Here is a 15566-nt window from a genome sequence, read left to right as displayed (position 1 = left end):
GGCCCTACACAATTCGTGTGATGATTTCACATTTTGAACCAGACCTCCCCGAAGGACCGATGTCGCTATGCCCATTTGGATGCAACATGGCTTTTCGCACAGAAGTCCTAAGCAAAACTCCAGGTTTTCCAACTGAGATGGGCAGAAATGGGGATTCAATCGTTTGCGGCGAAGAAACGGTACTAGTTCAAAGGCTTCAAAAAGAAGGCCACACAGTTGTATATCTTCCGAAAGCTTTGTTGTACCATAGGGTCCACGGCAACCGTGCAAGCAAGAAGTATTATGTAAATTGGGCAAAAATATACCGCTCAAGTATTCGCCTTTGGAATCCTCAGGAATATTCTCGAAATTCTGAGCCATTCTGGAGATTGCTGAGACGTAATTGCTGGGTCGGAAAGAATATTATTAAGCACTTTGCAGAATGGCTTTGGTTAGGTTTGACTTTCCGCTGGTCAGCAATGTTCTCGAGGTGGTTAGCAATAGTTGGATTGATGGAGCATCTCAGGCTGGAGTTTGCATCCGGTGAGAGCCTACTTGCAAGTTTGACAAAGGACGTAAATGCACGGCAATGAAAATACTGTACGTCGTAACTCAGCGTCCGTGGCCTCTGACTGTCGGTTCGAGAATAAGAAGCTACCACGTAATCAAAGGTCTTGCACGTAACCACGATGTTACCATTGCCCTTGTGACTGATAACCCAGCCGAAGGCGAAGAGCCTGAGTCTGACCAATGGCCCAAATGTCGCTTGCGAATGCTTAATCGTAAAGCGACAACCTTCAGTCGGTCCCTCCTGAGCAGACTGTGGACGAGATATCGAATGGTGATGCATCCTGCACATAAGGACGTTTTCAGGGAATCAATGCTCAATCTTATAGACGAAGTGCGGCCTGATGTTACCTGGTATTACCAGGCGACGCCGCTGTGGATGGCCGGTTGTGTTGATGATATTCCGTGCGTCTATGATATGGATGATTTCGAGTCCCGCAAGTATTCTCAGTTAGCTCGGCATAGCCAGCTTTTAATGCGATTTGTGATAACCTTGGACACTATACCTTTTGCAAGAGATGAATGGGCGATGCTCAGACGCGCAAATGTTGTGTTGGTGTCTAACCCTAATGATTTATCTGTTCTCGATGGGAAGGTAAAATCCTCGGTTATTGTCTTGCCAAATGGATTTGATTTTAAATCTCCGAATATTCGCTACCGCCAAGAGAAGCGTATACTCTTCTTCGGGTGTATGACCTATGGTCCGTGTGCCGATGGCATTGCTTGGTTTTGCGATTCTGTCTGGCCTAAGATTATAAAAATGGATGCCGATACTCGATTGGATATTGTCGGAAGCTATCCAGCTGAGCTAGCTAGACTAAGCAAGGTGCAAGGCGTTACAATGCATGGTTTTGTAGAGAACCTCGAGCCGTTCATCCAAAAGTCAGCGTTTCTCGTTGTTCCTTTGCGGATTGCTGGCGGCACTAGAATCAAGATACTCGAAGCATGGGCAAAGGGACTGCCGGTTGTTTCAACTTCAATTGGTTGTGAAGGTCTTGGCGCTAAAGACGGCGTCCATCTTCTTATTGGAGACACACCTGAAGTGCTTGCTGAAAAATGCGTGGAGTTGCTGCGGTCGCCTGAGTTAGGGCAAAAGCTTGCACAGGAGTCTTTCGATTACGGGAAACAGACCTTTGATTGGGAACAACTATACCCAATACTTGAAAGAGCGCTATCACTTGCAAAATAATAGCACTCGCGCTTAGTGTTTGCCTCTTGGTGATGTGGCACTTGTGTTTCTAGCGCACCAGAATCCAGCCTAGACTTCCCAGAACACTTAAAATCTGCAGGAAATCAGGGGAGGTTCGCCTGGTTGGAATAACGATGGTGTCACCGGGTTGGATGACAACAACTGGGCTTTGGCCCTTTCTAATTTTGTCAAGGTTAACCTTTTCTGACCTGACGATACCGCCGGATGTATGGACAACTTCAATTTGGTCAATTTTGGCGTCTTTGGTCAGTCCTCCAGCTTCTGCCGTTGCCTCTTCAATCGTCATTCTTCCTTTTAGCGAATAACGTCCAGGATTTTTGACGCCGCCCTGTATGACAAAATATGCGTCATCAAGTTTTGGGACAAAGATCGTATCACCTGCACTGACAGTTAAGTCAGCGGTTGGATCTCCAGCCATTGCACGGTCATAGTCTATGGGGATTGCTTCCTGGCTTGCATCGTGCTTAAGAGTTATCTTTGAGGTATCTGCATCCGGAGTTACGCCCCCAGCTGCGGCAATTGCTTCTCGAATTGTCATGCCGGGCTTCAGGGCCGTTGTGCCTGCTTTGTTCACCGCACCCAGGACAAGTATTGCATCGGCTAAGTTCTGACGTGGCACAATTATCGTGTCTTCATCTTCAAGAAGTATGTTTGGTGTAAGGTCTTTGCCTGAAAGGAAGAGCGTAAGGTCAGTGTTTATTATCTGTGATTTTCTTTGGATGGTTATATTTGAAAGGTCGGCGGTATTTAGGTATTCAGCTGCAGCCAGAGCTTCCATAAGTCTTGCATTTGGCTCAAGCATTAGCACAGCGCGCTTTTGTACCTCGCCAGCGACAAATACGCGTTTCTTTCCAACAGCGATGAGCTCCACCGAAACTTCCGGTTGAACAATGTACTCTTTGAGAGCGTTTCGAATCGCTTCGGCTGCTTCGGCGCAGGTCATCCCTTCGAGTTTAATTCTATCTATAAGCGCAAGCGAGATATATCCATCGTCGCCAATGACAGCCTCTTTCGTGACTTCTGGCTCGTCCAAGACGTTTATCCTAATATGGTCACCTCGCCCAAGCTTGTGTTCATTTTGTATCTCTGCGGCGAATGAACATGTACAAAGGAGAATGATAAGTGTCAGACATAAGATATTTTTCTGCATGGCAGACCTCCTGCGCAAAGGACTGACGAATTAGTATTCCCTTGGGAGTTGGCGGTAAAACATGCTTGGTCCATGTTCTTATGGGCGTTTGTTGCTAAACCTTTTGCCAAGCCACAGCTTTTTGGTTGATTTTAAGCAAAGAGATGAACAAAGCAAGTCAAGCTTTTCATGAATGCCAGCTGCAAGCTCTTGTTTTAGAATAAAAGCGCTTGCTATGGCTAGTGTAAAGCCAATGGCGTGGAATATCGCAACAGGATATTTCAGTCGGAAGTAGAAATCTTCCCAACTGATAATTTCATTTGCAATGTTTAGAAGAAAAGAAGTTGGCAGTGCTAATGGAATTCCCGTGAGAACGAATATTAAGAGTATAAGAGCCAATCCACGACACCGATGCCATAATCCTTCAAAATAATAAGCCCAACATAGTGCTCCAATCGGCAGCATAATTGCAAACATCCGTATGGTGTCTGTAGCTAACGTGCTTGTAAGTAAAGCGCCGAATAACAGGCAAGCAAAGGATGTACTGATGGCGGGAAAAGCCTTTCTATTGCACATGGCTAGTCCCAGGAACATTGGTATCCAGAGCACCCCAAATATCAAATATATCTGTATGAAGTAAGCCAAATTTGATGGGAATACAAAGCTCTGATGGTAGACATCGTTATTTGTGAGTAATCTTGGTGCTACAAAAGCAAAGGATGAAATAAAAATAATAACAATAAAAGTTCGCCATTGTTTGGTAATGAGAAACGCAGGTACGAGAAAAAGCGTGGTTTCCCGCGCTAGGACTCCTATTCCAGTTGTGATTGCGAAAAGTATGGAATTGCCAAAAGAGAGGGCATAAAGCATCATGGAAAGGCTCATTAACCCAAAAGCATCTGTCAGGTATGGATTTGAGTACAAGTAAAGATGCCCAGTTGAGGCGAAAAAACAAAGAATGCTAGCTAGTTTAATTGGAAAAGCAAATCCAAGCCGAGTAAGGTTAAGTAAACTCGAAAAGTATAATGTGCCAAGACATAAATAGGTAATTAATCTAAGCGCTCGGTCTGGAGGCATCGGCAGAAGTGAGGCTAGATATGGCACGAGAACTCTGTACGAAAACGGAGGCGAAGAAGTTGACCCACTTGCCATAGATATATATTGAAGCGCATCAGGCGTCATGCGTGTCCAAGGAGATAATCCATCAGGTTTCCGTTGGATGACGATAGAATGACCAATGGCGATTAGTACTATGCTGATGATTACTATTAAAAGTAATTCACGTCGCAGTCCGTTCAAATTGCTTGCCGCACCAAGTTTCTCAAAAGACTCTGATTAGCTTTCTTATTGACTTTATAACCTAATTTACGTTGCTTTAACCCTTTTTACGGGGCGCATGCTGTGGAAAGTTAATTTTGGCGGGTGTTGGTTTCAGTGGGAAATTTAAAATTAGGGGTGCCATGAGAATTAGCGATTATTGGAATTCCCTATGGCACCCCTTTTATTAACATATCAACTTAGCTGGACTCAACCTTGGTGTTAGTATACAGTGTAGGTTGCAGTGTTATTAATCGCTCCCACCGATGGTATTTTGTTGCCAGCAAGGTCAGATACGTTGATGACCCTCAATGTATAAGTTCCGCGGTAGTGACGAGTTGTTTTCAAGAGAACACTCTTGCCATCCGCTTGAAGGTTTGCACTTTGGAGCTTCACTTTAGCAGTAGTACTGTAGTTTGTGACAACATTCGCAGTTTCGGCCGTAACTGGCTCGTCAAAGTATACAATTATTGTATAGCGGTCTATTGCCTTAGCGGAGACTACCCTTGGCGGCGTCATGTCTTTTGGAACAGGATTATCCAACTGATAGACAAGGCCTGGCACTTCATTGCCGGCTGTGTTGCAGATTCTAGCTGCGAATCCCCAGCCAGCTGTGAGGTTGTCGACCTTAATCAAAAGTTGATTCCAGCCTTGTTTTAGCGTAATAGGAACTTTATCTTGGTCTTTGATAACGGGTCTCCAAGCGGCGTTCTCGTGGATTAGTGTGCCGTTCAACCATACTTTTACGCCATCATCAGATCCAAGGCGGAGTTCGCACGCTTGCTCGGAAGGTGAATTGATGTATAGATGAGCATACGCCACGGAATAATCAGTTGGATACAGTATGGCGCTCAAATCAATAACATCGATAGGAGATTTGTACGCCCACCACGTCAAACCGTTGGAGATATTGTTTGTTGATGGCGTAATTGTAGCCTCGCCAATATAGTCAGTTGATAATCCAGCACGGTTTGTATTGTTAAATGGGCCAATTACCAGCCATTCTCGAATGTAGGATGCCGGCCCGGTGGTAGTCATTGGCAGGGTAGCAAACGTATAGTCTTTGCTTACTGCCTCATTGCCCGATGCATCAGTTGAGCAGACACGGTAATGGTATAGTGTGTCTGGCGAGAGCGACGTTAGCCTTACAGTGTGCTGTGTTACCAGCGTTGAGTCGGTTGTTTCATAACCATATAATGTTGATGTTCCATATTCAACCGTCGAAGTTGCTGCTTCATCGGTCTGCCAGCTAATTGTTGCATCAGTCGCTCCCGATTGAGCTGAGATTCCCGAAATTGTTGGCGGAGTAGTATCAGGTGGCGTTGGCGTGATAAACACTAGGTCTGCGCTAACCGCAAGGTTGCCCGATGCATCGGCAGATTTCACTCTGTAGTGATATGTGGTGCCCGGCATTAACCCAGTTAATATAATTGAGTGCTGGGTTGCCAATGTTGTATCTGATACATTGCTGCCATATGCGGCTGTTGGGCCATACTCAACCACAGAAGTACTTGGCTCATCCGTCTTCCAGGTAATCGTAGCCTGGTTGAAAGATGTTATGGTTGCAGATACGGCAGATATTGCTGGTGGCGTTGTATCTGGTGGAGGGCTCTGCGGATTGTCAAGCGCATACTCTAATCCGGGTATTTCTTTTCCGTTCGAATCACATATGCGTGCATAAAAGCCCCAGCCTCCCGCAACTTGGTCTACTTTTATTAGCATTCGGTTCCAACCAGCTTGGAAGCTAATTGAAACCTTGTCTTGGTCTTTTACCGCAGGGCGGTAAGCGAAGTTGTCATGTACTAGCGTGCCATTTATCCACACCTTGATGCCGTCATCCGAGCCTAGCCACAACTGGCAGTTCTGAGCCGATGGAGATTTCACGTAAATGTGGGCGTAAGCAACGGTGTCAATGTTCGGGTTGAAGATAGATGCAAAGTCAATGAGGTCGCTTGTAGATTGATGAGGAGTCCATGTCAACCCACCGGCCACGTCTCCAGATGTTGGTGAAACAGATGTTTCACCAATTAAACTTAAATTATACCCATCTCTATTCGTGTTATTAAACGGCCCTAATACCAGCCACGATCTAATAAATGGCGCAGTCGCCGTTACATCCGCCGAAGTAGTAAACGTATAATCGGCACTGACTGCGTTGTTTCCTGCTGAGTCTTTGGATTGTACGCGGTAATGGTAGGTTGTCGAAGGCTGAAGGCCTGTTAGCGTAATGTTATGAGAAGTAGATAGGACTGTTTCGTTGGAAATAGTGGTACCGTAAGAAGTTGTCGTACCATATTCTACCACTGAGGTGGCGTTTTCATTTGTTGTCCAAGTTATGGTTGCGCTGTTTGGACCTATGTTAGTGACTGATACACCTGAAATGACAGGTGGCGTAGTATCAGTTTGAGGTTGGCTAGCCGTATCTGCAGGGAAAAGTATGGCACTCTCCACGTTGCGGAGACCTATTGATGTGATTGCCTCTGAGAGAGTTCCGTCGGCTCGCAGACCGTAGTAGCGATTTGATGTTCCTCCATCAGCGGTAGTATATGAGGGAAGCGCAAATGTCACTCTTGATGCGTCGCCGAAATTGCTCTGCCCTGCAGGGTTCATTGGGCGGCATAGAATGAGAGCCTTTGTGTATTGTCTCTTGTAAATGACGTAGGATTGGCCGACTGGGTCTGTACCGCTCTTCCAGACTGAGTAAGGTTCAGTTGGAGTGCCTACATCCTTTTCCATTGCTGCAAACCACTGAACCGGCGTATATCCAAAGCCGTATATTCCGAAGTAGATATAAGGCTCCTGCGCGATATAGTGGTGAGCTAGGAAATGAATCTGCTCGCGCGCTCGGTCAGAGTAGCTAAAGAAGTAGCCGGTGAAGCAGTAGACACCTTTTGCATTTCTGGTGCGCCACTGTTCCCACTTTGATGGGCCTTGAGCTCCAGTGAAGCTGATGGTGTTTTCCTCGTATACTGCACCGCCAGCATCCCCGGCTTCAGGGAATAAGCCGCATGTATTTGGGCATATTAATTTGTTACCAATTCCAGCCTTAACGTAAGCTATCAAGTTGATGGTGTGTTGCTTGTATATTGCAGGGTCCCTATTAGGATATTCGAGAACGCGGTCCTGACCATCAACAACGGTTGGCCAGTCGTAGTAGGGTAGGGTAGAATCCACGAAAATGCCGTCCCAACGGGTATCAGCGCCCGGGTCCCAGCTTGTGTTGCCCTCGACTATCAGTTGTTGCACATCATATCTTCGATATGCCCAGTAGTCTTGAGATGAGTAGTTTTGCACCCACGCATCAGGGTATGAAGCATCTCCCCATGCATGGACCCTAACGCGCGCCTCGGCTCGTGTCCTGGCAGTCGCTTTGTGGTCTGCCGAGTTTACATGTGATAGACCATATCGCCCAGATGCAGGAGTTCCTGAGACGTTGATCTGAGTGGCAGTGTTGCTTATTATGGTGAACTGGTTTCCTAAGCGGTCAACGAGAATATGGCCTGCCCATTCATTGGGAACCCAGTTCTTTGTTGTATCTTGAAGATAGCCAGTGCCTACTGCTGTGGCTGTCCCGTAATCACTCTTGTAGTCTCGAATATCATCGCGGTTGGCGTCGTTGGCTGGATTCCAGCCAGGAATTACCTTTTTGCCAGTTGATAAAGAAACCGTGACGTCATTTGCATAATGGCACCAGAAGTCTTCTGCATTCTTACCATTATTCCGTGCCCAAGTTTCTTGCTTTTGGCGCTCGAATGCAGCCCATTCATTGACATATGTATCTCGCCAGATTTGATACTTCAAGCATAGTTTTCCCGGGCGCTCAGTTTTTACCTTACTAAATCGTTCTGGACTAAGCGCCGAGTCAAAGTGTTGAGCATCCAGCACAGCAACCGCATCTGTTGGCTGGAGGTATTCAATTGCATTTGTGTTAATCCAAGGATAATCTGATGTTTTGACAGGTGCAGTCACGCATTCTACAGCGCAAGCGATGAGAATGATAACAAACGCTAATTTTAATACGTGTACCTTACTGTGCCCCAAAGTTCATAAAACCCCTTTCTTTTCGTTGGCCTGTTGGCCAAATTGTTAATTTTTAATGTCTCTTGTTCTTCGAATAGAAAAGAATTTTTGCTTCTGATTTGTAATCGTCTTTAGAGCATTGCTTCTACCTCCTCCACTATATGTTTAGCAGTTTGTTCCCATGTAAAAAGCTTACTGACCCTTTCTCTGCCTCGCTCGCCCATCGTGGCGAGGAGCTCACGTGAGCCAAGTAGTTTCAGGATTGCCTCCGCAAGGGCCTGCTGATCTCCAGGCGGCACAACAAATCCTGTTCGTCCGTTTTCTATAATCTCGGGCATCGCATCGCAGGTCGTGCCAATACATGGGAGCTTGGAAGCCATGGCTTCCAAGAAGACAAAACCGAATGGTTCACAAATGCTAGGCATTACAAACAGAGAAGCTTTATGGTAAAGACCTATTAATTGCTTTCTATCAGTAATTTGGCCCAAACATTTTACCCCAGGTTGCTCGTTGATTTGTGGGCCGACTATGATGAGTTGGGCATCTGGACGCTCTTCTCGCACAAGTGCGAAGGCATCAAGCAACGTCGGGCCACCTTTTCGCGCAAAGTCATAACCGACAAACAAGATTGTTCTGCAGTCATAGCCATTAGTGCGCTCTTGGATAGACGAGAAGTTAATGCCTGCTCTCACAGTTCTTGTTTTCGATTCAGACACCCCATAATCGATAATGATGGACCTGCGAGTGTAGTCGCTTAGAGTGAGAACCCTACCAGCTTGCTGATAGAGTTTTGTCTCAAGTTCATACCAACGATTAGCAGATTTTATGTCCTTGAACTCTGCCCACGGGGGATACTCCCTCGAAGCAAGTGCTGTAGTGAAATCATTGTAAGTTGCGTAAGGGATATCAGCGCGGCCTGGCGAGAAAAGCCCGCCGATTTGCAGTATTGCATCTGGCCGTTTTGGAAGGTTCGAAATTCCCTGCGCCGCTAGCCGGCTGCGGGCTTTGAAAACTTGATAGCTTTTGAATGCCTGGTTCAAAGCCCGCGAATAGCGGCGCTTCCACACGGCCAGTCGTGGATGGAACGTTTTCAGCTTGAGTGTTAAGTCAGTAAGCTTAGGAAACGGTACATCCACAATATCCAAATCCACGCGACGCGATAGCTCGCGTATGAGATGCGGATTTGCTCCCGAATATGCAATGTTTAATAAGCAAAGTCTAAGCCGCATGTTGAAACAACCCCGGGCGCGAAGTTTTTGGCAAATCATTCCAAACACTTTCAATGCGTTCTGCCGATGCCTTCCAGCTGTACTGTTCAGCGACAAACTTTCTTGCTTCTTGCATTTTTTCGTTTGGAGTTGGCGATTTCAACAAATGAATTACTCGTTCGGCGAATTCCCTAGGGTTATCTTCTATTGCCACCCAAGGCTCGATGCCTTTTAGTCCTTCAGCACCCACGGTTGTAGAGACCACAGGTGTGCATGTGGCAAGCGCCTCTAAGATTTTTAACCTGCTACCTCCTCCGATTCGAAGAGGAACAACGCATACGGAGGCGCGGCATAGATTGGGCCGCACATCTTTGACGGTGCCGGTTACTTCGATACTTTTATCAAGCCTGGCTACTTTAAGAATGCTCTTTGGTGGCTTTCGACCTACAATTGAGAATGTTACCTTGGGTACTTTAGCTTTCACGATGGGCCAGATTTCTTTCAAGAAATAAAGTACGGCATCTTGGTTTGGCCGCCAGTCCATTGCTCCAATATAAGCGATGTTTAAAGGGTCTCGCTCGGAGAATCTTGGGTGGAAATATTCGGTATCTACCCCATTAGGCACCACTACCGAGTCGAGTCCATACCAATCCGCTATTAATCGCCGGTCATCATTGGAAACAACCAAAACCCTGGCAAAATCTCGGTATGTCTCCGCTTCGTATTTAAAAATCTTTCGATATTGGTCAAACATAAAAAACCGTTTTAATGGATTAACCGATGTTTCAGCATATCTCAGCCAGATTTGAGCTTCGACGTTTTGTGTGCCGATGCAATCAGGACTGCCTGCTGCTTGTAGAGCTGTTCGTGCTAATGGCGTTGACTCGCAGTGGATTATGTCGTACTTTTCGCGGCTTAGTTGGTCGCGAATTGCTTTTGCCAAAAGATCGGATGTGTATTTCCTTACTGTTAATGGGTCGCTATGAAACGGTGCGGATAGGAGATTGAAATAAAAAGAAGCCATTGTATTGCTATTAGGTTCTGGGACTGTTATCAATTTCCGACAAATCGACTGTATAAACGCTTGTGGAGGAGTTTCCTCTGGCTCGAAAGTTACTAACGTAATCCAGTGCTTCTCCGAAAGCCGTCGAAGCAAGTTGTATGTCCGCAGTTTTCCGCCGTTATCGAGTGGAAACGGCATTCGTGTTGTTATCACCATGATTTTCATTTTTAGTAAATCAATCACGCAGCAAGCAGTTCTTCTATTGGTGAATCCCCAGTGCAAGAAAGATAAACTTCCTCTAGCAGAGGCACGTTTCTCTTAAAGGAAAATTTTTCCTCGATGAGTTGCCTTCCATGTGCGCCCATTGCTATTGCGACTTCAGCATGTGTAAGAATGTCTATAATGGCGTTAGCTATTTCCATAGGTTGCTTGGAGCGAACAAGCAGACCATTGTATCCTGGAATCACTACCTCGCCGACTCCTCCAACGTTGGATGCGACGACTGGCCTGCCAATCGCGCATGCTTCCAAGAGTGCAATGGGCAGGCCTTCGGTAAGTGAGGGAAGAACAAAAACATCGCATTCCCTTAGGTAGTCAAGCGGTCTGTTAGTATGACCTATGAACCTGACTGACGATACAATACCCAGGGCTTGTGCTTGCCTCAACAAGTTAGGCATTTCTGGGCCGTCGCCTACTAATACGAGCTGGGCATTTTTTAAGTGCTCCACGACATAACGCCAAGCATTCAGAAGAAAGCGATGTCCTTTCTCGATGCTTAGTCTTCCAACGCTACAAACTATATAACTTTTCGATTTCCCACCACCGTTTGAAGCTACTGGTAATATCTCTTCGGGGTCGATGGAATTGTATACTCGGTTGAGCTTTCTATCGGATAATCCATATCGACGCAGTCGAGTCCTGAGTGCATCTGAGACACAAACGATTTTGTGCATTGTTCTTAGGACAATCCGGTCAAGGAACTCGTATAAACGCACCTTATTGGTATTGCCAGCATATCCATGCACGGTTGCCCCTAGCGGAATGTTGAGGCCTCTAGTGGCAAGGAAAGCGTAAACGTTTGCCCTATAGTCTTGTGGGCAAAGCATGTCTATCTTGTGTTCTTCTATTATTTGCTTCAGCGCATAAACGCCTTTGTTGTCAAAAGCTCGTTCAGTCGGAATCAAGCAAGTTTTAAGCCCAAAGCTGCCGGCAACTTCAAGTAGGGGATTTTTCCAGCCCAACGTATCGCTGAATGTACAGATTATTGGACAAAACAGCTTGGGGTTAAGCCGTCGAGCAAATCCAATAATCTGGCGCTCTGGGCCTCCATAAGATTTCGTACTTCGAATCATCAGAAGCCGCACGGCGCTCATGTTGATATTCCTTCAAGCGGGCGCTTTGATGGCTGCCAAACTGATATGCGCTCACCACGAGCATATTTCCAACATGCTACAAGAGCGGAGAAATGCGTGTGTATTAAGAAATATGGGATGCGAACAATTGCTAGTTTGGCGGCGAGTCCCTCAGATATGGCGCCAAGAAACGCCAGCGCGTAAAAAATGAGTTGAATCCCTAATGCAACCTTGTACAAATCAGATATTCCATAAATGAACGCATTCGCGCTCAGCAAAGATACCAGAAATATCGCGCCACTCCAGCGCAGAATTTTATGACTCAAAAGCTCGAGAGAAAAAAGTCCAGAGCGAATTGGGTTCAGCAGGGGAAGCATGTATGGCAGGCAAGCGACTCCAAGCAGAACGGTACGGAATTTTCTTTGAAATTCCTCACGCTGGGTGCGAACTGCGCCTATATTGGCATGAGCAAGGGGGTCGCTTATCGTTCTGTACCCCCGCTTGACTGTCTCAAGAACAGATAGTAAGTCTGTTGCAGCATGAGGTATGAATATTGGGCAGAGTTCCCTGCGAATTGCATAAAATGAACCGCAAACACACGTGCAAGAACCAATCCTGCTTTCTAGCCGTCTCAGCCACATCAAATACTTCATGTATGTACCTTCGCTCGCACCGCTTCCTTGTGCAAGGACGTGATTCTCAGCAGAGACACATCCAACGGTTGGATCTGCAAAGTTTGATACAAGCTCTTCCAAACAATTTGGCTCAGCTATTGCGCCAATATCCGTAAATACTAGTATCTCACCTTTTGCAAACCGAACTGCATGGTTCAAGGCTATGGATTTACCTACCCATTCATTTATCACCAGGCATCGCACGCCAGCTTCTTCAAACTCAGCAGCAATCTCTGCAGTGCGATCCGTTGACCCATCAGATACTAAGATGATCTCTAACCGGTCTTTAGGATAATGCAATGATAGGGTATTTGCAAGTTTCAATCTAACGCCTGCTTGCTCATTATGAGCAGCTATTATGAGGCTTAATTTTGGATGTATTCGCTTGCGATATACAGGTTTTCTGCGGAAACAGCCTATAATTATTAGCGAAAATGGGTAGCCGACGTAGGTGTAGAAAAGCAATGCAAAACTGATCCAGAAAATCGCTTCCATATTTTCCTACCTCTTTTGTATGGAACATTAAAAATACTACCCGTCGGGCCCCCAGTTTTCGTTTTGATATGCTTTATTGTTGTACCCTGCCAAACTTTAAATAAAGGCTATAATATGCATTTTTCATTGCCCCAAGACTGAAGTTGTTTAAAACTTTTTTTCTGCCCTCAACCCCCATGCTTTTAGCCAAGGTTGGGTTTCGGAGAATAACTTCAATTTTCTCTGCAAGGCGATGATAATCGCCTTGCGGAACGAGAAACCCCGTAATGCCCTCATCAATTAGCTCTGCCATTCCTCCTACGTTGCTTGCAACGACTGGCAATCCTGCCGCCATAGCTTCAATAACGCTTACCGGGAGGCCTTCAACTTTGCTTGCCAGCACGAATAAATCGAGAGATTTAAGTACGTTTGGAATATCTTCTCTGAATCCAAGAAAATGCACATTTCTGCTTACGCCTAAATATTCACATAGCCTCATTAGTGCTTGTGCAGATTTATCTACACCATCGCCAACCATCATAAAATGGGTCTTGGGAACTTTTTTTATCACCATTGCTGCTGCTCTAATTGCCACCTCATGGTCTTTTGCCGGTCGGAGGTTTGCTACCATGCCCATTAGGTGGGAGTCATCCGCAATGCAAAGTTCTTGTCGGAACTTATGCTTGGAATCCCCCATAAATTGTGAGACATCTACTCCGTTGTATATGCATATAATCTTGTTTGCCGGCACACCTGCGCTATTAAGCTTAAGTGCGACTGCTTTTGACACGGCTACAACTTGAGAAACGCATCGGCTTAAAAGTGCGTTGATAAGTTTCCGTTTCCATGTTTCCAACTCATACGCTACTGAATGAATGGTGAGAATTATTGGCTTGCGTGACATTAAACTAGCCAATGTAGACGGTAGGTTTGCATCAAACATATGGCTGTGGACAATGTCTGGGCGGAAGGTTTTGATTATTTTTGCGATCTCGAATATCTGCCATTTTCTGTCTTGTGTGGCCAACGTAAAAGCCTTAATATCTGATTCTTTGAGCTTTTGGAATAAGTAGGGGTCGCTGCCTGAACTCGCCACGGCAACATCTGAGCCGTTTTCTTTAAGTGATTTAGCAAGCGAAAGTACTATTTGCTCTGCTCCGCCTGCGCCGGAGGTGGGAACGACTTGAAGTATTCTCATACTGGTTCACCTCCGGTTTTTAGTTGCCTTGAGTTTATTATGTTTGCCATGCTTACGGTAAGCGCAGCGAGATAATATGGATGAGAGTAAAGTAATGCAGATAGGAATGTAGCACTAGCCAGATACCCAGTCATGCCCAGCATAAATCCTGCGGCCATTCGGCGTTCCCAATTGGTGGCTGGTGCAGCTGTGCGAGATAAGTATATTTTTAGGCAATCAAGGTACGTCAGGCTTACCAGCAAGCCGAAGAATATACATCCTACGATTCCCAATTCTGCGATGCATTCAAAATATATACTGTGGGGTGCACGCCAAATTCCGGGTGCGCCTGGAGGACGATATATCCTTCCGTATGCTGTCTCGAAATTCCCTGGTCCAACGCCAAAGAAGGGACGATCATGAAACATTGCCCGTGCTGCTTTCCAAGCGTAAAGGCGGTTTTGAGCCGATTCGTCCTGTTGGTAGTGGGAAATTGAGATAATACGTTCTTTATAGGAATCAGGTGATACGTACCATGCTATAACTAAAAGCGCTGAAAGTGTTAAAAACGCGATTGTCCGCCGCTTGGCAAGCAAGCTCATTCCTAAGAGGACGCATAAGAGTCCTACAAATCCACCCCGGGAGAATGTGGAGATGATTCCTGCTATGAGAGCAACAAAGGTAGTTCCAGCTAATGTCTTTTCAAGTATTTTCTCAGATGATTGAAACAAAGAGCCTGCTATTGGGAGTATAACAAGCATTGCCATCGCTAGGTCGTTGCGGTCGCCCAGGAAGCCTTCTCCCGGCCCCGTTGCGAAGTCACCCGTCCGTTGGTACATAAATACAGACCGGCCTGCAAGATAGAAGCCTAGCAAGACCATAACCCAAGTGAACTGCTTTAAGCGGTAAGTAGTGGTTATCAAATTTGTCATAATTAAAAAGACTATCCAAATCTTCGCTGCGTCGATAGTTACTTGAAGCGCTTGGGATTTCCAAATCGCTGTGATTATTGATACCAGCATGGTTGATATAAAGCCCGCCAGCATCCAGCTTTGTTTGCTCCATACTATCTCTTGCGAGCGATCTTTTGACTTTGCGATAACCAGTCCAATCATTGTTAGTACCGCTACAATAAGTGCGGGCCGCCAGCTGGCAATGCTTGGCATTACGTCACCAGGACGCATATATTCAACGAGCAGATAAAGTATCAATCCTGCGAAAGGAAAAGTTAGGGTAATCCATGCGCATGCAATTGCTGCTGATATTCGCATTAATGCTCCTGGGCGGGCAAATACAAGGAGAAGCCCCGCTAATGCCGAAACTAAACCGAGAATCACCAGGCTGCGAGGAGTTTTCAAAGGTTGTGCTTTTAGTTCAGATATTGCTGGTGAACCGACAATGCTTTTCATCCTGCTACCTTTTAAGTAATGTCCTTAGTGCTAAAACCTACGGTACT

General features: G+C 45.9%; 11 protein-coding genes. 2 read left to right on the top strand and 9 right to left on the bottom strand.

The annotated features are described in order from the left end of the window. Together K6T99_07030 and K6T99_07025 are read left to right on the top strand one after the other, a co-directional pair. A partial coding sequence (locus K6T99_07030) for a hypothetical protein (GenBank protein ID MCL6519572.1) occupies window positions 1-572 on the top strand: 572 nt, incomplete at its 5' end. Then, window positions 569-1735, top strand: a complete 1167-nt coding sequence (locus K6T99_07025) for a glycosyltransferase family 4 protein (GenBank protein MCL6519571.1) — start codon at window positions 569-571, stop codon at window positions 1733-1735. The genes K6T99_07030 and K6T99_07025, both read left to right, overlap by 4 nt. Window positions 1736-1784: 49 nt before the next feature. On the opposite strand, the gene K6T99_07020 is transcribed toward K6T99_07025, so the two are convergent. The 9 genes from K6T99_07020 to K6T99_06980 all read right to left on the bottom strand — a co-directional run bounded on the left by K6T99_07020 (window position 1785) and on the right by K6T99_06980 (window position 15519). Next, the gene (locus K6T99_07020) at window positions 1785-2906 is read right to left on the bottom strand and encodes an SLBB domain-containing protein (protein MCL6519570.1); all 1122 of its coding nucleotides are present in this window, start codon (window positions 2904-2906) and stop codon (window positions 1785-1787) included. Between the two features lie 78 nt (window positions 2907-2984). After that, window positions 2985-4184: a hypothetical protein gene (locus K6T99_07015; protein MCL6519569.1), complete on the bottom strand. Its 1200-nt coding sequence runs from the start codon at window positions 4182-4184 to the stop codon at window positions 2985-2987. Between the two features lie 240 nt (window positions 4185-4424). Then, complete coding sequence (locus K6T99_07010; protein ID MCL6519568.1) at window positions 4425-8243, bottom strand: fibronectin type III domain-containing protein; 3819 nt, start codon at window positions 8241-8243, stop codon at window positions 4425-4427. A 110-nt stretch (window positions 8244-8353) separates the two neighbouring features. Beyond that, window positions 8354-9451 (bottom strand): glycosyltransferase family 4 protein, encoded by a 1098-nt coding sequence (locus K6T99_07005; protein ID MCL6519567.1) that lies wholly within the window; start codon window positions 9449-9451, stop codon window positions 8354-8356. Continuing rightward, entirely contained in the window at window positions 9441-10676 is a 1236-nt protein-coding gene (locus K6T99_07000) for a glycosyltransferase family 4 protein (GenBank protein MCL6519566.1), read from the bottom strand. The genes K6T99_07005 and K6T99_07000 overlap by 11 nt, the downstream gene beginning before the upstream one ends. Then, window positions 10673-11806 (bottom strand): glycosyltransferase family 4 protein, encoded by a 1134-nt coding sequence (locus K6T99_06995; GenBank protein ID MCL6519565.1) that lies wholly within the window; start codon window positions 11804-11806, stop codon window positions 10673-10675. Before K6T99_06995 ends, K6T99_07000 begins: the two co-directional genes overlap by 4 nt. Beyond that, window positions 11803-12954 (bottom strand): glycosyltransferase, encoded by a 1152-nt coding sequence (locus K6T99_06990; protein ID MCL6519564.1) that lies wholly within the window; start codon window positions 12952-12954, stop codon window positions 11803-11805. Before K6T99_06990 ends, K6T99_06995 begins: the two co-directional genes overlap by 4 nt. Before the next feature lie 73 nt (window positions 12955-13027). Further along, the gene (locus tag K6T99_06985; protein ID MCL6519563.1) at window positions 13028-14131 is read right to left on the bottom strand and encodes a glycosyltransferase; all 1104 of its coding nucleotides are present in this window, start codon (window positions 14129-14131) and stop codon (window positions 13028-13030) included. Then, a complete protein-coding gene (locus K6T99_06980) occupies window positions 14128-15519 on the bottom strand; it encodes a putative O-glycosylation ligase, exosortase A system-associated (GenBank protein ID MCL6519562.1) in 1392 nt (463 codons plus the stop codon). Before K6T99_06980 ends, K6T99_06985 begins: the two co-directional genes overlap by 4 nt. Window positions 15520-15566 lie beyond the last annotated feature (47 nt).

The sequence above is a fragment of the Armatimonadota bacterium genome (genome assembly GCA_023511795.1).
In the GTDB taxonomy this organism is placed as follows: Bacteria; Armatimonadota; UBA5829; order DTJY01; family DTJY01; genus JAIMAU01.
This window is presented reverse-complemented; position numbering and strand designations above follow the sequence as displayed.

What these genes read in the sequence shown, in the direction of transcription:
- K6T99_07025 (MCL6519571.1), top strand. Translation starts at nt 569, where the DNA reads ATGAAAATACTGTACGTCGTAACTCAGCGTCCGTGGCCTCTGACTGTC.
- K6T99_07020 (MCL6519570.1), bottom strand. Translation starts at nt 2,906, where the DNA reads ATGCAGAAAAATATCTTATGTCTGACACTTATCATTCTCCTTTGTACA.
- K6T99_07005 (MCL6519567.1), bottom strand. Translation starts at nt 9,451, where the DNA reads ATGCGGCTTAGACTTTGCTTATTAAACATTGCATATTCGGGAGCAAAT.
- K6T99_06995 (MCL6519565.1), bottom strand. Translation starts at nt 11,806, where the DNA reads ATGAGCGCCGTGCGGCTTCTGATGATTCGAAGTACGAAATCTTATGGA.
- K6T99_06990 (MCL6519564.1), bottom strand. Translation starts at nt 12,954, where the DNA reads ATGGAAGCGATTTTCTGGATCAGTTTTGCATTGCTTTTCTACACCTAC.
- K6T99_06985 (MCL6519563.1), bottom strand. Translation starts at nt 14,131, where the DNA reads ATGAGAATACTTCAAGTCGTTCCCACCTCCGGCGCAGGCGGAGCAGAG.
- K6T99_06980 (MCL6519562.1), bottom strand. Translation starts at nt 15,519, where the DNA reads ATGAAAAGCATTGTCGGTTCACCAGCAATATCTGAACTAAAAGCACAA.